At 72.1% G+C, this 18558-nt stretch carries 15 protein-coding genes; 14 read left to right on the forward strand and 1 reads right to left on the reverse strand.

All coding sequences use genetic code 11. The annotated features are described in order from the left end of the window. From hisD to ACTIR_RS27270, 4 genes are all read left to right on the forward strand, one after another. A partial coding sequence (hisD, locus tag ACTIR_RS24095; RefSeq protein ID WP_233345937.1) for a histidinol dehydrogenase occupies positions 1 to 1191 on the forward strand: 1191 nt, incomplete at its 5' end. Beyond that, positions 1188 to 2285, forward strand: coding sequence for a histidinol-phosphate transaminase (locus ACTIR_RS0117645; RefSeq protein ID WP_026455269.1), 1098 nt, complete (start codon positions 1188 to 1190; stop codon positions 2283 to 2285). The genes hisD and ACTIR_RS0117645, both read left to right, overlap by 4 nt. Further along, on the forward strand, positions 2282 to 2881 hold the full coding sequence (hisB, locus tag ACTIR_RS0117650) for an imidazoleglycerol-phosphate dehydratase HisB (RefSeq protein WP_026455270.1): 600 nt from the start codon (positions 2282 to 2284) through the stop codon (positions 2879 to 2881). Before ACTIR_RS0117645 ends, hisB begins: the two co-directional genes overlap by 4 nt. Before the next feature lie 69 nt (positions 2882 to 2950). Beyond that, positions 2951 to 3109, forward strand: coding sequence for a hypothetical protein (locus ACTIR_RS27270; RefSeq protein WP_199285646.1), 159 nt, complete (start codon positions 2951 to 2953; stop codon positions 3107 to 3109). Positions 3110 to 3173: 64 nt separating this feature from the next. Here ACTIR_RS27270 and soxR read toward each other — a convergent pair whose 3' ends face one another. Then, positions 3174 to 3635 (reverse strand): redox-sensitive transcriptional activator SoxR, encoded by a 462-nt coding sequence (gene soxR, locus ACTIR_RS0117660; protein ID WP_026455271.1) that lies wholly within the window; start codon positions 3633 to 3635, stop codon positions 3174 to 3176. A 97-nt stretch (positions 3636 to 3732) separates the two neighbouring features. Between soxR and ACTIR_RS24105 the strand changes: the two genes are divergently transcribed. From ACTIR_RS24105 to ACTIR_RS24110, 10 genes are all read left to right on the forward strand, one after another. After that, positions 3733 to 4746: a threonine ammonia-lyase gene (locus ACTIR_RS24105; protein WP_052583934.1), complete on the forward strand. Its 1014-nt coding sequence runs from the start codon at positions 3733 to 3735 to the stop codon at positions 4744 to 4746. 33 nt (positions 4747 to 4779) lie between these two features. After that, positions 4780 to 5187, forward strand: a complete 408-nt coding sequence (locus ACTIR_RS0117670) for a nitroreductase family deazaflavin-dependent oxidoreductase (protein WP_026455272.1) — start codon at positions 4780 to 4782, stop codon at positions 5185 to 5187. Positions 5188 to 5258: 71 nt separating this feature from the next. Next, the gene (locus ACTIR_RS0117675; protein WP_154663808.1) at positions 5259 to 5969 is read left to right on the forward strand and encodes a lysophospholipid acyltransferase family protein; all 711 of its coding nucleotides are present in this window, start codon (positions 5259 to 5261) and stop codon (positions 5967 to 5969) included. A gap of 18 nt (positions 5970 to 5987) precedes the next feature. Beyond that, positions 5988 to 7388: a dihydrolipoyl dehydrogenase gene (gene lpdA / locus ACTIR_RS0117680; protein ID WP_026455274.1), complete on the forward strand. Its 1401-nt coding sequence runs from the start codon at positions 5988 to 5990 to the stop codon at positions 7386 to 7388. A 303-nt stretch (positions 7389 to 7691) separates the two neighbouring features. After that, the gene (locus ACTIR_RS0117685; protein ID WP_026455275.1) at positions 7692 to 9179 is read left to right on the forward strand and encodes an ArnT family glycosyltransferase; all 1488 of its coding nucleotides are present in this window, start codon (positions 7692 to 7694) and stop codon (positions 9177 to 9179) included. A gap of 197 nt (positions 9180 to 9376) precedes the next feature. Then, a complete protein-coding gene (locus ACTIR_RS0117690) occupies positions 9377 to 10864 on the forward strand; it encodes a sugar ABC transporter ATP-binding protein (protein ID WP_026455276.1) in 1488 nt (495 codons plus the stop codon). Further along, positions 10861 to 11943, forward strand: coding sequence for an ABC transporter permease (locus tag ACTIR_RS0117695; protein WP_026455277.1), 1083 nt, complete (start codon positions 10861 to 10863; stop codon positions 11941 to 11943). Before ACTIR_RS0117690 ends, ACTIR_RS0117695 begins: the two co-directional genes overlap by 4 nt. Next, positions 11940 to 12992, forward strand: a complete 1053-nt coding sequence (locus tag ACTIR_RS0117700) for a substrate-binding domain-containing protein (RefSeq protein WP_026455278.1) — start codon at positions 11940 to 11942, stop codon at positions 12990 to 12992. Before ACTIR_RS0117695 ends, ACTIR_RS0117700 begins: the two co-directional genes overlap by 4 nt. Then, complete coding sequence (locus tag ACTIR_RS0117705) at positions 12989 to 14170, forward strand: Gfo/Idh/MocA family protein (RefSeq protein WP_026455279.1); 1182 nt, start codon at positions 12989 to 12991, stop codon at positions 14168 to 14170. Before ACTIR_RS0117700 ends, ACTIR_RS0117705 begins: the two co-directional genes overlap by 4 nt. Positions 14171 to 14417: 247 nt before the next feature. Further along, on the forward strand, positions 14418 to 18558 hold a 4141-nt coding region (locus tag ACTIR_RS24110), incomplete at its 3' end, for a ThuA domain-containing protein (RefSeq protein WP_233345938.1).

An 18558-nucleotide genomic window follows, 5' to 3' on the forward strand; every position in this document is an offset into this window, starting at 1 on the left:
GGCGCCGTCCGGACCGCGCTGGAGGAGTCGATCACCCGCGCCCGCGCGGTGCACGCCGACCAGCGCCGCGGCGACGTCACCACCCGGGTCGCCGAGGGCGGCACGGTCACCGAACGCTGGGTGCCCGTCGGGCGGGTCGGCCTGTACGCGCCGGGCGGACTGGCCGTGTACCCCTCCAGCGTGGTGATGAACGTGGTGCCCGCCCAGGCCGCCGGGGTCGGTTCGCTGGTGCTGTGCTCACCCCCGCAGGCGGAGTTCGGGGGCCTGCCGCACCCGACGATCCTCGCCGCCGCCGCGCTGCTGGAGGTCGACGAGGTGTGGGCGGTCGGCGGCGCGCAGGCCGTCGCGCTGCTGGCGCACGGGGCGCGCGACACCGACGGCACCGACCTGGACCCGGTCGACATGGTGACCGGGCCGGGCAACCTCTACGTCACCGCGGCGAAGCGGATGCTGCGCGGGATCATCGGTATCGACTCCGAGGCGGGGCCCACCGAGATCGCGATCCTCGCCGACGACACGGCTGAGCCCGCGCACGTGGCCGCCGACCTGGTCAGCCAGGCCGAGCACGACACCCTGGCCGCCAGTGTGCTGGTGACCACCTCACCCGCACTGGCCGACGCCGTGGACGCCGAACTGGAGACGCGGGTCGCGGACACCAAACACACCGAGCGCGTCCGGACGGCGCTGACCGGCACGCAGTCCGGCACCGTCCTGGTCTCCTCGCTGGACGACGGCCTGCGCGTGGTCGACGCCTACGCCGCCGAGCACCTGGAGATCCAGACCGCCGACGCCGCCGGGGTGGCCGCCCGGGTGCGCAATGCGGGTGCCATCTTCGTGGGCCCGTACGCGCCGGTCTCGCTCGGCGACTACTGCGCCGGGTCGAATCACGTGCTGCCCACCGGCGGCTTCGCCCGGCACTCCTCGGGCCTGTCCGTGCAGAGCTTCCTGCGCGGCATCCACGTCGTGGACTACAGCGCGGCGGCGCTGGCCGACGTCGCCGAGGCGGTGGTCGCGCTGGCCGACGCGGAGGACCTGCCCGCGCACGGCGAGGCCGTCACCGCCCGGTTCCCGGGCGGCGCGGATGATGCTGCGGCCCGGTTCCCGGGCGGCGCGGATGACGCTGCGGCCCGGTTCCCGGGAGGCGGGGACGATGCTGCCGCCCGGTTCCCCGGTTCGGAGGGCACCGCATGAGCGCCGAGGACGTCACCCCGGAGCAGTTGCCGCTGCGCGAGGACCTGCGCGGCCGCAGTCCGTACGGGGCCCCGCAGCTGGACGTGCCGGTGCGGCTGAACACGAACGAGAACCCGTTCCCGCCGCCGGCGGAACTGGTGGACGACGTCGCCGAGGCGGCCCGGGAGGCCGCCCGCGGACTGCACCGCTACCCGGACCGTGACGCCGTCGCGCTGCGCCGGGATCTCGCGGCGTACCTGTCCGCCGCGACCGGTGCGTCGCTGACCGAACGGCACATCTGGGCCGCCAACGGCTCGAACGAGATCCTGCAGCAGGTGTTGCAGGCGTTCGGTGGCCCGGGGCGGTCGGCGCTCGGGTTCGAGCCGTCGTACTCGATGCACCCGATCCTCGCCTCGGGCACGCGCACCGAGTGGTGCCCCGCGCCGCGTGCGGCCGACTTCTCCCTGGACGCCGGTGCCGTGGCGGAGGTCGTGGCCGAGCGTGCCCCGGACGTGGTCTTCGTGACGAGCCCGAACAACCCCACCGGCGGGTCGGTCCCGGAGGAGGCACTGGACGCGATCCTGCGTGCCGCGCCGGGGCTGGTCGTCGTGGACGAGGCCTACGCCGAGTTCTCCTCCCGGCCGAGCGCGGTGCACCTGCTGGACGAGCACCCGACCAAGCTGATCGTCTCCCGCACCATGAGCAAGGCGTTCGCCTTCGCCGGGGGCCGCCTCGGGTATCTGGCGGCCGCGCCCGCCGTGGTGGACGCGCTGCAACTGGTCCGGCTGCCGTATCACCTGTCCGTGCTGACGCAGGCGGCCGCCCGCGCGGCGCTGCGGCACGCCGACGCGACGCTCGCCTCGGTGGCGGAGCTGGCGGCCGAGCGGGAACGGGTCTGCGACGGTCTGCGCGCGCTCGGGCTCGACCCGGTGCACAGCGACGCCAACTTCGTCCTGTTCGGACGGTTCGCGGACGCTCCCGCCGTCTGGCGGTCCTATGTGGACCAGGGAGTGCTGATCAGGGACGTGGGGATCGAGGGACACCTGCGGGTGACCATCGGCACGCCCGAGGAGAACGACGCCTTTCTGCGGGCGAGCAAGGAGGTCGCGACGTGACCCGGAAGGGCGCGGTGGAGCGCACCACGAAGGAGTCGTCGATCCGGGTGGAGGTCGACCTGGACGGGACCGGCCGGGTCGAGGTCGCCACCGGGGTGCCGTTCTACGACCACATGCTGCATTCGTTCGGCGTGCACGGCAGTCTCGACCTGACCGTCCGGGCGAGCGGCGACGTGCACATCGACGCCCACCACACCGTCGAGGACACCGCGATCGTGCTGGGGCAGGCGGTGCACCGGGCGCTCGGGGACAAGCAGGGCATCCGCCGGTTCGGGGACGCGTGGATCCCGATGGACGAGACCCTGGCGCACGCGGCGGTGGACGTCTCCGGCCGGCCGTACTGCGTCCACGTCGGGGAACCGGAGCAGTTCCACACGTTCACCGTCGGGGGCAACTACCCGTTCGTGCTCACCCGGCACGTGTTCGAGTCGTTCGCCTTCCACGCGCAGCTCGCGTTGCACGTCCGCGTGCTGCACGGGCGGGATCCGCACCACATCGCCGAGGCGCAGTACAAGGCGCTGGCGCGGGCACTGCGGGAGGCGTGCGAACCCGACCCGCGCGCGGGCGGGGTCCCGTCCACCAAGGGCGTCCTGTGACCCACCGGTCGGGGGCGTCCGTGGTCGGCGTGGGTCGTGGTTCCGGGTCCGGTCGGTGAGGGGGAACTGATGTCGGACGCGCTGGTGGCGCTGCTGTTGTTCGCCGTGGGCGGGTTCCTCGCGGGTGGGGCGGTCACCACCTGGAAGAACTCGCGTGTCGCGGCCGTCGCGCTCGCCGTGGCGGCGCTGCTCGCGGTGGGTGGTGCCGTCGCCTGGCTGAGCGGCTGAGTGGCTGAGCGGCTGAGCGGCTGAGGGGGGCGGCCCGGGCACGGCCCGCCTGCGGCCCACCGGGTCACAGTCCGCCCTCGGCGGACGGCTTGAGCACCGGGGCACCCGGCCCGTACCGGGCGATCCGGTCGTCCGGGTTGTTCAGGGCACAGGTGCGCAGCGACAGGCAGCCGCACCCGACACAGCCGGTGAGCTGGTCCCGCAGGCGTTGCAGCGCGTCGATGCGCGCGTCCAGCTCGGCCCGCCAGGTGCGGGACAGCCGCGCCCAGTCGGCCTTGGTGGGGGCGTGGTCGTGCGGCAGCGTGGCGAGTGCCTCCCCGATCTGCTCCAGCGAGAGCCCCACCCGCTGTGCGGCGCGGATGAAGGCGATCCGCCGCAGCACGGAGCGCGGGAAACGGCGCTGGTTGCCCGCGGAGCGTTCCGCGTGGATCAGTCCGCGGTCCTCGTAGAAGCGCAGGGCGGTGTGCGGCACGCCGCTGCGTTCGGCGACCTGTCCGATGGTGAGATGGTCGGCGAGCTTCGTCACACCGCCACGGTACCTGCCCTCGACCTTGCTCGAAGGAAAATCGCGGACGATCGCCGACCGCACCCGGCGGGGCCGCGGCCGGTGGCACACTGGGCCGGTGGATCTCGTGACCGTGCCGGACATCCGCGCCGCCGCCGACCGGATTCGGGACGCGACGGTGCGCACCCCGCTGCTGCCCTGCCCGTGGGCGGGAGGACCCGGCTCCCTGTGGGTGAAACCGGAGAGTCTCCAGGCGGTCGGTGCGTTCAAGATCCGCGGGGCGCTCAACGCGCTCGCCCGTCTCGACACGGAGCGGCGCCGGCGGGGTGTGGTCGCCTATTCGAGCGGCAACCACGCCCGTGCCGTGGCCGCCGCGGCCCGTGCGGCGGGCGTCCGCGCGCACGTCGTGATGCCGGACTCGACCCCGCAGGTCAAGATCGACGGCACCCGGGCGTACGGGGCCGAGGTGGTCCTCTGCGGACCCGGCGAGCGGGAGGCCGTGGCCGGGCGGCTGGTCACCGAGCTGGGCGCGGAGCTGGTGCCGCCGTTCGACCATCCCGATGTGATCGCGGGGCAGGGCACGGTCGGCCTGGAGATCGCCGCCGACCTGCCGGACGTCGGTGTCGTGCTGGTCCCGGTCAGCGGTGGTGGCCTCGCCGCCGGGGTCGGGACCGCGGTGCGGGCGCTGTGTCCCCGTGTCCGGGTCGTCGGCGTCGAACCGGAACTGGCGGCGGACGCGCGGGAGGGTCTGCACACCGGGCGGCGGGTCGACTGGCCGGTGGCGGACCGGGCCCGGACGATGGCCGACGGGCTCCGTGCCCAACCGTCCGAGCTGACCTTCGCCCACCTGCGCGCGGTGCTCGACGACATCGTCACGGTGGGTGAGGACGAGATCCGTGCGGCGATGGCCCTGCTCGCGCGGCACGGCGGGCTCGTCGCCGAACCCAGCGGTGCGGTGGCCACGGCCGCGTGGTTGTTCCGGGCCCCGCGGCTGCCGGACGGTCCGGCCGTGGCCGTGGTGTCGGGCGGCAACGTCGACCCCGCGCTGCTCGCCGAGGTGCTGTCCACGACACCCGACGGGCTGCCGTCCCGCACCGCCGCGGTGTCCGGAAGCGGCGGAGTGGATCGGTAGGGTGACGCGCGAACCGAGGGAAAGGGGCTGACGATGCTGTTCGGCGACGAACACGTGCGTCGGTACGAGGAGACCGACGGCGAGGTCGGCTACGACTGGTACAAGGGCGCGCCCATCCTGATCCTGACCACCACCGGCCGGCGGACGGGGGAACCGCGCAAGTCGGCGCTGATCTTCCAGGAGGTGGACGGGCGCTACGTCGTCGTGGCCTCCAAGGGCGGTGCGGACAGCCACCCGGCCTGGTACCTCAACCTGCGGGACGACCCCGACGTCCGGGTACAGATCCGGGGTGAGCGGTTCCCGGCCCGGGCCCGGACGGCCGATCCGGACGAGAAGGCCCGGCTGTGGCCCGTGATGGCGGCCGTGTGGCCGGACTACGACGAGTACCGCCGCAAGACCGACCGGGACATCCCCGTGGTGGTCCTGGAGCGGGTCTCCTGAGCGGCGGCGGTGGCCGCGGCACCGTGCGCGCCGCCCCACGCCCGGGGGGACGGGGCCCGGTGGGGCGTGCCGTGGCCAAGCTGCGCCTGATCGGCCGGTTCCCCCGGCGCGGCCGCGGCTTCTGGTACGGCCTGGCGATCGAGGTGATCGCCCCGGTGCTCGCGCTGACCACCCGGTGGCGGCTGCGGGGCCGCAGGCACCTGCCCCGGCGCGGGGGCGTGCTCGTGGCGAGCAACCACCTCTCCTACGCCGATCCGATCGCGGTGACGCTGTTCGGTCTCACCGCGCGGCGGGTCCCGCGCTTCTTCGCGAAGGCGGATCTGTGGACGGTGCCGGTGGTGCGGTCGGTGATGTCCTCGGGCAGGCACCTCCCGGTCCACCGCGGGCGGTCCAGCGCGCTGGACGCCTACCGGCAGGCGGTCGCCTCCGTCCGCGCGGGCGAGTGTGTCGTGGTCTTCCCGGAGGGCACCTTCGGTGACCGGGCCGACGGGTGGCCGAGCGAGGGCAAGACCGGCCTGGCCCGGATGGCCCTGACCACCGGGACCCCCGTGGTGCCGGTCGCCTGCTGGGGCACCCAGCACCTGCTACCGGTGGGGAGGTCACTGCCACGGGTGGTGCCACGGCCCACGCTGCACCTCGCCGCCGGACCGCCGGTCGACCTGTCCGACCTGGAGTCCGACCGTCCCGGCGCGGCCCAGCTCCGGGAGGCCACCGACCGGATCATGGCCGCGATCACCGACCTGCTCGCCGAGGTGCGTGACCAACCCCCGCCGGACGCCTGAGACGGGCATAATCACGGCATGAGCGAACACTTCGACGTCGTGGTGCTGGGCGCGGGCCCCGGCGGCTACACGGCCGCCGTGCGGGCGGCCCAACTCGGGCTGGACACCGCCGTCATCGAGGAGCGCTACTGGGGCGGTGTCTGCCTCAACGTCGGATGCATCCCGTCGAAGGCGCTGCTGCGCAACGCCGAGCTGGCGCACCTGTTCACCACGCAGGCGCGGACGTTCGGCATCCACGTCGACGGGGAGGTCACGTTCGACTACACGGCCGCCTACGAACGCAGCCGCAAGGCCGCGGACGGTCGGGTCAAGGGCGTGCACTACCTGATGAAGAAGAACGCCATCACCGAGTACAACGGGCGGGGCAGCTTCGTCGACGACACCACGATCGAGGTGCGCGGCACCGACGGTGCGGTGGACACCGTCACCTTCGACCACTGCATCATCGCGGCCGGGGCGACGGCGAAGCTGCTGCCGGGCACCTCGGTCACCGACCGGGTGGTCACCTACGAGGAGCAGATCCTCACCGCGGAGCTGCCGGACGACATCGTGATCTGCGGTGCGGGGGCCGTCGGCGTCGAGTTCGCCTACGTACTGCACAACTACGGGGTCCACGTCACGATCGTCGAGTTCCTCGACCGGCTGGTCCCCGCCGAGGACGAGGAGGTCTCGGCCGAGCTCGCCCGCCGGTACCGCCGGTTGGGCATCGACGTGTTCACCTCCACCCGCGTCGAGTCGATCGACGACACCGGCGAGCGGGTGACGGTCACCGTCTCCGACGGCGACCGGCGGCGGGTGCTGGAGACGGACAAGGTGATGCAGGCGATCGGGTTCCGGCCGACCGTGGAGGGCTACGGTTTGGAGAACACCGGGGTCGCGTTGAACGAGCAGGGGGCCATCGACGTCGACGGCCGGTGCCGCACCAGCGTGCGGCACATCTTCGCGATCGGCGACGTGACCGCCAAGCTCATGCTGGCCCACACCGCCGAGTCGCAGGGGCTCGTGGCCGCCGAGACGATCGGCGACGCGGAGACGATGGAACTGGACTACCGCATGATCCCCCGCGCGACCTACTGCCAGCCCCAGGTGGCCAGCTTCGGCCTCACCGAGGAGCAGGCGCGCGCCGAGGGCCACGACGTGCGGGTGACGAAGTTCCCCTTCACGGCCAACGGCAAGGCGCACGGCCTCGGCGACACCGTCGGCTTCGCGAAGATCCTCAGCGACCCGGAGCACGGTGAGCTGCTCGGGGCGCACCTCATCGGCCCCGAGGTCACCGAGCTGCTGCCGGAGCTCACCCTGGCTCAGCAGTGGGACCTCACCGTGCACGAACTCGCCCGCAACGTGCACGCCCACCCCACCCTCGGCGAGGCGGTCAAGGAAGCCGTCCACGGCCTCGCGGGCCACATGATCAACATGTGACACCCCACCCATGCCCGCGAGTTGCCGCCCCATGCCCGCGAGTCGACCCTGTGGGAGCGCGAGTTGACCCTTCCGAACAGGGCCGGTGACCCCCCGGCGTCCGGACCGCGCTCCGGTACCGGAGAGGGATCCGACGACACCGAGCCCCGACCCGCGGACACGGAACGCCGGCCCGCGGGCACCGGCCGTCGACTCGCGGGCACCGAGCGTCAAGCCGCGGGCACGGAGCGGCAACTCGCGGCCACCGAGCGTCGACGCGCGGGTGGTGGGGAGACGGGGTCGGGGAGGTTAGGGTTCTCCGGCATGGCCGTACCGCAGTTCGCCCGGGTGCCGGTGTGGGTGATCGCGGGTGCGGCGATGGCGGTGCTGCTGGCCTTCGCCGGGCGGTACGGCTACCACGGTGACGAGCTGTACTTCCTGGCCGCGGGCAGACACCTGGACTGGGGCTACGCCGATCAGCCGCCGCTGCTGCCGCTGTTGGCCCGGGCGATGGACACCCTGTTCCCCGGTTCGGTGGTGGGCCTGCGGCTGCCCGCCGTCCTGCTGACCGGGCTCGGCATCGTCGTGGCCGGGTTGACCGCGCGCGAGTTCGGCGGTGGTCCGCGCGCCCAGGCGATGGCGGCGGGCGCCTACGCCTGCTCCCCGTTCCTGCTGGCCGGGGCGGGCCACATCCTCGCCACCCACATGCTCGACGTGTTCCTCTGGACGGTCGTCGTCTGGCTGCTCGTGCGCTGGGTGCGCCTGCGGGACGACCGGCTGCTGCTCGTCGCGGGTGTGGTCACGGCGATCGACCTGCAGGTCAAGTTCCTCATCCCGGTGTTCTGGATCGCGGTGGCGGCCTCGGTGTTCCTGGTGGGGCCGCGTGCGCTGCTGCGCAGGCCGATGCTGTGGCTCGGCGCCGCGCTGGCGGTGGCCGTCTCGGTGCCCACGCTGATCTGGCAGGCCCGGCACGGGTGGCCGCAGGTGGAGATGAACCGCATCGTCGCCGACGAGGTCTCCTACGCCGGGGGCCGGTTGACCTTCCTGCCGATGGCGTTGGAGCAGGCCGGGATCGGCGTCGGCGCGGTGCTGGTGGTGCTCGGCACCTGGTGGCTGCTGCGGGACCCGGAGCTGCGCGCGTACCGGTTCCTCGGCATCACCGTGCTCGTCGTGACGGCCGTGTTCTGGCTCACCGAGGGCAGGCCGTACTACGTGGGCGGACTGTTCGCGCTGTGCTTCGCGGTCGCGGCGACCCGGCTGGACCGGATGTTCACCCACCTGCGGCCGGCGCAGTGGAAACCGGTGGTCGCGGGGGCCTACGCCGTCTCCGCCGCGGTGGCGATCAGCTGGCTGCCGGTCCAACCGATCTCGGCCTACGCGGGCGAGCCCTACAGCCCGATGAACATGGAGCTGGAGGAGTTCGGCTGGCCGCAGGTGGCCGACGACGTGGCCGGTGCCTACCACTCGTTGCCGCCGGACACACGGGCGGCGACCGCGATCGTCACCGAGACCTACTGGCAGGCCGCCGCCGTCGAACACTTCCGGCCGGACCTGCCCCGGCCCTACAGCGGCAGCCGGGGGTTCCACTACTTCGGCAGGCCCCCGGAGGGCGCGGGCGCGACTTTGTTCGTCGGGTCCGACCGTGAGCAGCTGAGCCGCTACTTCGGTGAGCTGCGTCTGCTCCGCCGGATCGACAACGGACGTGCGGTCAACAACGGCAACCAGGACGAGCCGATCTGGCTCGCCGAGGAGCGCACGGCGTCCTGGGAACGGCTGTGGCCGGAGTTCCGGCACATGACCTTCACCTGGTGAGAACCACCCGCTCGTCCCGGTGACCCGCTGGTCACCGTCCTGACCGCGCCCGGGGTCTGCCCCGGCGCGACACTCCCGCCCCTTGACGGGTGGTCCGAATCACCCTACTTTTGCATGCCGAAGAAGAAAGTAGGGCTGACGTGGATATAAGTTCGCACGACGCGAGCCCCGATGCGTCGGACGCCCCCCTGTTGGAGATGCGGGGGATCGTGAAGCGTTTCCCCGGGGTGCGCGCACTGGACGGTGTGGATCTCGAGGTCCGGCCGGGTGAGGTGCACTGCCTGCTCGGGCAGAACGGCGCGGGCAAGTCGACCCTGATCAAGACGCTCTCCGGGGCGCACCAGCCGGACGCCGGCGAGATCGTGTGGCGGGGCGGGGCCGTCGCCCTGCCGTCCCCGGTGGCCGCACTCCGGCACGGCATCGCGACCATGTACCAGGAGCTCGACCTGGTCCCGGGCCTGTCGGTGGCCGAGAACGTCTTCCTCGGCCACGAGCGGTCCCGGCACGGTTTCCTCCGCCGCGCCGCCGCCCGCGCGGAGACGGCCGCGCTGCTCGACCGTCTGGGCCACGGCGAGATCAGTCCGGACGACGAGGTCGGTGACCTCCCGGCCGCGGGGCAGCAGCTGGTGTCCATGGCCCGGGCACTCGCGCACGACGCGCGCCTGCTCGTGGCCGACGAACCGACGGCCGCCCTCGCCGCCGACGAGGTGGACAACCTCTTCCGCATCCTCGGTGAGCTGACCGACCAGGGGGTCGCCGTCGTCTACATCTCGCACCGGCTGGAGGAGATCCGCCGGATCGGCGACCGGGTCACCGTGCTCAAGGACGGGCGCACGGTCGCCACCGGCCTCGACGCGGAGGAACACACGACGTCCGAACTGGTCGATCTGATGGCGGGTCGGGCGGTGCGGACCGCGTCCGGTGGGACGAAGCGGGATCCGTGCGCCCACGGTGACGTCCTGCTGGAGGTCGCCGGCCTCGCCCGGAGCGGTGAGTTCGACGACGTGTCGTTCCGGGTGCGCGCGGGCGAGGTCGTCGGACTGGCGGGCCTCATGGGGTCGGGCCGCAGCGAGATCCTGGAGACCGTCTTCGGCGCCCGCAGGCCCGACCGCGGCACGGTCTCCGTCGCGGGGACCCGGCTGCGTCCCGGCAGTGTGGCCTCCGCCGTGGCCGCGGGTGTGGGACTGGCGCCCGAGGAGCGCAAGAGCCAGGCACTGCTGTCCGACATGTCGGTGGCCGACAACGTGACGCTGGCCAGCCTGCCCGCCTACAGCCGATTCGGTTTCTCCCTGCCGGGGGCCGAGACCGCCGTGACGGCGTCCACCCTGGAGCGCCTCGACCTCCGGCCCGCCGATCCGCACCGGCAGGCCCGCACGCTCTCCGGCGGGAACCAGCAGAAGGTCGTGCTGGCGCGGTGGCTGGTCCGGGGCTGCCGGGTGCTGCTGCTGGACGAACCGACGCGGGGCGTGGACGCCGGGGCGCGCGCCGAGTTGTACCGGCTGATCCACGAACTCGCCGCCGAGGGGGTGGCCGTGGTGGTCGTCTCCAGCGAGATCCCCGAGGTACTGGCCCTGGCCGACCGGGTGCTGGTGCTGCGGGAGGGCCGGGTACTGGCCGAGCGCCCCGCCGACACGACGAGCGAGGCCGACGTGCTCGACATGGTGATGGAAGGGAGTGCGGCGTGACCGAGACCCTGGACCGTCCCCCCGTGCGGCGGGCAGACGCGGACGGACGGCCACGACGGCGCACGGTGAACGTGCGGCTGCTGGGGCTGACCGGTGTGCTGGTACTGCTGTGCGTGGTCGGCGTGGTGACCAACCCGGACACCTTCTTCACCGGGGCGAACCTGTCCACGATGCTGCGCGCGTCCGCGCCGATCGGCGTGGTCGCCGTCGGGATGACCTTCGTGATCATCGCGGGCGGGATCGACCTGTCCGTCGGCTCGATCGCCGCCCTGGCGAGTGTGTGGGCCACCACCGTGGCGACCCAGTCGTACGGGCCCGTGGTCATGGTGGTCTGCGCCCTGCTGGTGGGCCTGGGCACCGGCCTGGTGAACGGTGTGCTGATCTCCTACGGCAAGATCGTGCCGTTCATCATGACGCTGGCGATGATGGCCTCGGCGCGCGGTCTGGCCGAGCGGATCAGCGGGCGGCAGACCCAGGTCGTCACCGGAACGGGGTTCACCGACTTCTTCGGCGCGTCGCTGCTCGGAATCCCGGTCCTGGTGTGGATGCTGGCCGGGGTGTTCGTCGTCGGATGGGTCGTGCTCAACCGCACCACCTTCGGCAGACGCACGTTCGCCATCGGGGGCAACGCCGAGGCGGCCCGGTTGTCCGGGATCAACGTCCGGCGACACACCGCCCTGGTGTACGGCATCAGCGGGCTGTGTTGCGGGATCGCCGCGATCATGGTGATCTCGCGCACGAACTCCGGGGCGTCCACCGTCGGTCTGCTCTGGGAACTGGACGCGATCGCCGCGGTCGTCATCGGGGGCACGCTGCTGACCGGGGGACGCGGCAGTCTGATCGGGACGCTCGTCGGCGTCCTGATCTTCACGGTGCTCAGCAACGTGTTCACCCAGAACAACCTGGACACCGACATCCAGAGCATCGTCAAGGGCGCGATCATCGTCGCCGCCGTGCTGTCGCAGAACACCACCTTCGGGCGCCGGGGCGCGGCGAAGGCGGCGGAACCACCACCGGAACCACCCGAACAGGAGTCCTCCGACGATCCGGCAACTCGACCCACCGGGAGTACGTCATGATCCGAAACAACGTCGCCCGCCGCGGATTCCTGCTCTCCGCCGCGGGGGTCGGGGCGGGTGCGGTCCTCGCGGGCTGCACCTCCAACGAACGGTCCGCGGACGGCGAGCAGCAACCGGCCGGTGATCGTGCCGACAACACCGAGCCGGGCCAGCCGGTGACCATCGGCTTCTCCGCACCCGCCGCCGACCACGGCTGGATGGCCGCCATGACGATCAACGCGCGGGAGTCGGCGGGCCGCTACTCCGACGTCACCCTGGAGGCCACCGAGGGCACCAACGACGTCAACCAGCAGATCGCCCAGGTCGAGTCGCTCATCAACAACGACGTGGACGTGCTGGTGGTCCTGCCGTTCGACGGCAAGGCGCTCACCCCGGTGGGACGCAGGGCCATGGACCGCGGCATTCCGGTGATCAATGTGGACCGGATCTTCGACACGCCGCTGGCGTACCGGACGTGGATCGGCGGGGACAACTACCGGATGGGCGTCAACGCGGGCAACTACATCGCCGAGCGCCTCAAGGCCGACAACGTGCGCGACCCGGTGATCGGTGAGGTCGCCGGGATCGACTCGCTGCCGCTCACCCAGGAGCGCAGCAAGGGCTTCGCCGACGCGCTGTCGACGCACGGGTTCCGGGTGGGGCCGCGGGTCGCCGCCGAGTTCACCCCGCAGACCGGTCAGGAGCAGACGGCGAACCTGCTGCAGAGCGCACCGGATCTCGACGCACTGTGGAACCACGACGACGACCAGGGAATCGGGGTGGTGGCCGCGATCGAGGCCGCGGGCCGGGACGACTTCTTCCTCGTCGGCGGCGCGGGATCGCGCAACATGATGGATCTGATCAAGGCCGACTCCGGGCCGGTCAAGGCCACCGTGCTGTACAGCCCGTCGATGGCCTCGTCGGCGCTGTCGATGGCCCGCCTGCTCGGGCAGAACAAGGGCCTGTCCGACCTCGCCGAGCACGAGATCCCCTCGGAGATCACGACGTACTCGGCGGTCGTGACGAAGGACAATGTGGACTCCTACCTCGACGTTGGGTTCGATTCGTGACACAGCACCTCTCCGCGGCGCACACCGCGACGCCGACCACACGACCCACGGGCACGCTCGGCGTGGCCATGGTGGGGCACTCCTTCATGGGCGCGGCGCACTCGCACGCCTGGCGCAGCGCCGGACGCTTCTTCGACCTTCCCGTGAGCCCGCGGATGGTGGCGGTCTGCGGGCGGGACCCGGACCGCACGGCCGCGGCGGCGGAGCGGTTCGGGTGGGACTCGGCGGAGACCGACTGGCGTGCGCTGCTGCGGCGGGACGACGTCGACCTCGTCGACATCTGCACGCCCGGGGACACCCACGCCGAGATCGCCGTGGCCGCGTTGGCCGCGGGCAAGCACGTGCTGTGCGAGAAGCCGCTCGCGAACTCGCTCGACGAGGCACGGCGGATGTCGGCCGCCGCCGACGAGGCCCGTGCCCGCGGGGTGCATGCCATGGTCGGCTTCAACTACCGCAGGGTCCCCGCGCTGACGCTGGCCCGGAAACTCGTGTCGGAGGGACGGATCGGCGAGCTGCGGCACGTGCGGGCGATGTACCTGCAGGACTGGCTCTCCGACGCGGACTCGCCGATGACCTGGCGGCTGCGCCGGGAACAGGCCGGGTCCGGGGCGCTGGGCGACATCGGGGCGCACGTCGTCGACGCCGCCCAGTTCGTCACCGGGCAGGGGATCGAGGGGGTGTCCGCGCTGACCGAGACCTTCGTCCGGCAACGCCGGTCCGGAACGGGCGGGACCGAACCGGTGACGGTCGACGACTGCGCGGTGTTCACCGCCCGGTTCTCCGGCGGGGCGGTGGGCAGTTTCGAGGCGACCCGGTACGCGCTCGGCCGGAAGAACGCCATGCGGCTGGAGCTGAACGGCTCGCGCGGCAGTCTGTCGTTCGACCTCGAGTCGATGAACGAGTTGTGGTTCCACGACGCCACCGAGGATCCGGACACGGCCGGCTTCCGGCGGATCGTGGTCACCGAGCCCACGCACCCCTACCTCGGTGCCTGGTGGCCCCCCGGTCACCTGCTCGGCTACGAACACACCTTCACCCACGAGGTCGTCGACCTGGTCACCGCGCTCGCCACGGACACGCCCCCGGAGCCGGGCTTCGGTGACGGCCTGCGGGTCCAGGGCGTGCTGGAGGCGGTGCAGCACAGCGCGGCCGCGGACTCGGCGTTCGTCCGGGTCTGACCGGCGCACGGGCACCCGACACGACGCGGCACCGGGCCGCCGTGCCGGACACGGCGCGGGGTCGACGGTGCCGTCCCCGGCACGGCATCGGACGTGCCGGGGACGGCGGGACGGGAGGTGGGAGCACACCGGGTACGGACGGCACGACGGGTTGGCAGGCTGACGGGAGTAGGTACCAGTGCAACGAAGCAGCAGGACCGGCGACAGACGCACGGCCCCACGCCGCGGACGGCGGATCGGGGCGGCGATGCTCGCGCTCGGCACCGTTCTGGGCGGGTCGGGAACGGCACTCGCCGCCCCGGCCGACGGTGCACCCGAGCGCGCGGCCGCGGCACAGGAGGCGAGCGTGCTCGTCTTCTCCAAGACGGCGGGGTACCGGCACGGCTCGATCCCCACGGGGATCGCGGCGATCGAGAATCTGGGCGCGGAACACGGGTTCGCGGTGGACGCCACCGAGGACGCGACCGCCTTCACCGACGACAACCTCGACAACTACGACGCGGTGGTGTGGCTGTCCACCACGGGCGACGTACTCGACGCCGACCAGCAGGCGGCGTTCGAGCGCTACGTCGCCGACGGCGGCGGGTACGCCGGTGTGCACGCGGCCTCGGACACCGAGTACGACTGGCCGTGGTACGGCGACCTGGTGGGTGCCTGGTTCGATTCCCACCCGCACATCCAGGAAGCCACCACGCTCGTCGAGGACCACGACCATCCGTCCACAGCGGACCTTCCCGAGCAGTGGACCCGTACCGACGAGTGGTACAACTACCGGGAGAACCCGCGACAGGACGTGCGGGTGCTGGCCTCCCTCGACGAGAGCAGCTACGACCCCGGCACGGGCGCGATGGGCGACGATCACCCGATCGCGTGGTGCCACGAGAATCAGGGCGGACGCGCCTGGTACACCGGCGGGGGACACACCGAGGCGTCCTACGACGAACCCGCGTTCCTCGGCCACCTGGCGGGCGGCATCCGCTACGCCGCCGGACTCACCGACGCGGACTGTTCCACCTCCGGCGACCCGGGTGGGGAGCCGACCGACGACGACTTCGACCAGATCACCCTCGCGCAGGGCGCCGACTCCACCGGGGAACCGATGGCCCTGAGTGTCCTGCCGGACCGCCGGGTGCTGCACACCTCGCGCGACGGCCGGGTGTTCCTGACGACACCGGAGGGCCGCACGTCGCTGGCGGCCGAACTCGACGTCTACAACCACGACGAGGACGGGTTGCAGGGCATCGCCATCGACCCGGACTTCGCGACGAACCGGTGGGTGTACCTGTACTACGCGCCCCCGCTGGACACCCCGTCCGGGGACGCGCCGGAGACCGGCACCCCCGAGGACTTCGCGCCGTTCGAGGGGCACAACCAGCTGTCCCGCTTCAAGCTGACCGACGCCGGAACCCTGGATTTGACCAGTGAACAGCAGATCATGCGGGTCGAGGCCGACCGGGGCATCTGCTGCCACGCGGGCGGTGAGATCGACTTCGACGCGGACGGGAATCTGCTGCTGTCCACCGGCGACGATACGAACCCGTTCGCCTCGGACGGCTACAGCCCGCTCGACGAGCGCGCCGACCGCAACCCCGCGTTCGACGCCCAGCGCAGCGCGGCCAACACCAACGACCTGCGCGGCAAACTGCTGCGGATCACCGTGAACGAGGACGGTAGCTACACCGTCCCGGAGGGCAACCTCTTCGAACCGGGTACGGACGACACCCGCCCGGAGATCTACGCGATGGGCTTGCGCAACCCGTTCCGGTTCGCCGTCGACCACGAGACCGGCTGGATCCATCTGGGCGACTACGGACCGGACGCCGGGTCGGCGGACCCGGAGCGCGGCCCCGCGGGCACGGTGGAGTTCAACCTGATCACCGGGCCCGGCAACTACGGGTGGCCCTACTGCGTCGGGGACAACCAGGCCTACCACGACTACGACTTCGCCTCGGGTGAGTCGGGTGCCGAGTTCGACTGCGCGGCCCCGCGGAACGACAGCCCGAACAACACCGGCCGCACCGAACTGCCGCCCGCGCAGCCCGCGTGGATCCCGTACGACGGTGGCTCGGTGCCGGAGTTCGGCGACGGCGGGGAATCGCCGATGGGCGGGCCGGTCTACCACTTCGACCCGGAGCTCGACTCGGTCACGAAGTTCCCCGAGTTCTACGACGGGAAGAACTTCGCCTACGAGTGGGACCGGGGCTGGATCAACACGATCGAGGTCGGACCGGACGGGCAGCCGGGAGCGATCGAGCCGTTCTTCTCCTCGATGGAGCTGACCCGGCCGATGAACATCGAGTTCGGCCCGGACGGGTCGCTGTACGTGCTCGACTACGGCAGCGGCTACTTCGGCGGGGCGCCGGACTCGGCCGTCTACCGGATCGACCACACCGCGGGCAACCGCACCCCGGAGGTGTCCCTGTCGGCGGAGAACACCTCCGGGCAGGCGCCGCTGGAGGTCACCTTCGACCCGTCCGGCACCGGCGACCCGGACGGGGGACAGCTGTCCTACGCCTGGGACTTCGACGGGGACGGGGAGACCGACTCCACCGAGGCGGGCCCGGTGACGCACACCTACACCGACAACGGGCGGTACACGGCGCGGTTGGCGGTCACCGACGGGACCGGGCTCACCGGCTCGGCGAGCGTGGTCGTCACCGTCGGCAACACCGAACCGTCCGTGACCCTGGAGACACCGGCCCAGGGTGGATTCTTCGGGTTCGGTGACGAGGTGCCGTTCGAGGTGTCGGTGACCGACCCGGAGGACGGGGAGGTCGACTGTTCCCGGGTCCACGTCGAGTACGTCCTCGGCCACGACCGGCACGGGCACCCGCTGTCCGAGGCCTCCGGGTGTTCCGGCGTGATCGAGACCCCCGCGGACGAGGGACACGGACTCGACGCCGACATCTTCGGGGTGCTCAACGTCAGCTACACCGACACCGGCGGGGCCGGGGAGGTTCCCCCGCTGACCGGCTCGGACGAGGTGGTGCTGCAACCGAAGGTGAAGCAGGCCGAGTTCTTCGACGCCCACGAGGGCGTCGAGGTGGTCGCCGCGGACGGCGCCCGGGGCGGGCAGCGGGTCGGCTACATCGACGACGGGGACTGGATCCGGATCGATCCGGCGAACCTCACCGGGGTCGACGCCGTCGGCTACCGCGTGTCCTCCGGCGGGCCGGGCGGCACCATCGAACTGCGGCACGGCGCCGCGGACGGCCCGGTGGTGCACACCACCGAGGTGCCGAACACCGGTGGCTACGACACCTACGTCGACCTCGACCCCGTCCCCGTCACTGATCCGGGTGATACCGCGCCGCTGTACCTGGTGTTCCGCGGCGCCGGGACCGGAGGATTGTTCGACGTGGACGAGTTGCGGTTCACCGGCGACGGCGTGTCCGTGCCGGAGGCCCCGCCGGAGTGCGAACCCACGGCCCCGGACGAGGGCTACCGGATGCTCTTCGACGGGACGGCGGGCAGTCTCGACGGCTGGCGGCAGTCCGGTCCCGGTTCGTTCGAGCACACCGGTGACTGCACGGTGCGCACGGTCGGCGGGATGGGGCTGCTCTGGCACGAGCAGGAGTTCGGCGCCTACAGCCTCAAGCTGGACTGGAAGATGGCCGGAGACGACAACTCCGGCGTGTTCGTGGGCTTCCCGGATCCGGGCGACGACCCGTGGGTGGCCGTGAACGAGGGGTACGAGATCCAGATCGACCCCTCGGACGCACCGGAGAACACGACCGGGGCCATCTACGACTTCCAGGCGGCCGACATCGAGGCCCGCGACGCCGCGCTCAACCCGCCGGGGGAGTGGAACTCCTACGAGATCGTGGTCCGTGGTCAGCGGATCGAGGTGTACCTCAACGGCACGCTGATCAACGATTTCGTCAGCACCGACCCGGAGCGGGACCTCACCCGGGGTCACGTGGGGCTGCAGAACCACGGTGACGTCGACGACGTGTGGTTCCGCGACGTGCAGATCCGCGAGCTCGACGGGACTCCGCCGACCGTGTCGGTCGACGGGGTCGCGGACGGGGCCGTCTACGGCGACGCCACGGACCTGACGCCGACGTGGCGGGTGCACGACGACGACTCCGGTGTGGCCGAGCGGTCGGCGACCCTCGACGGCGAGCCGATCGAATCGGGGACGACCGTGCCGCTGCACACCCTGCCGCTCGGCGAGCACACGCTCACCGTGTCCGCCACCGACGAAGCGGGCAACACCACCGAGCACTCGGTCGGGTTCACCACGACGACCTCGCTCGACGACCTCGGTGCGCTGCTGACCCGGTTCGGCGACGCCGGGCGCCTGGAACAGGGCGAGTCGGCGCCGCTGCGGGCGCACCTGGACCGGGCCCGCCGGGCCGTCGGTGAGGGTGCCGAGGGCGCCGACG

Source organism: Saccharomonospora iraqiensis subsp. iraqiensis (genome assembly GCF_000430445.1).
Lineage (GTDB): Bacteria > Actinomycetota > Actinomycetes > Mycobacteriales > Pseudonocardiaceae > Saccharomonospora > Saccharomonospora iraqiensis.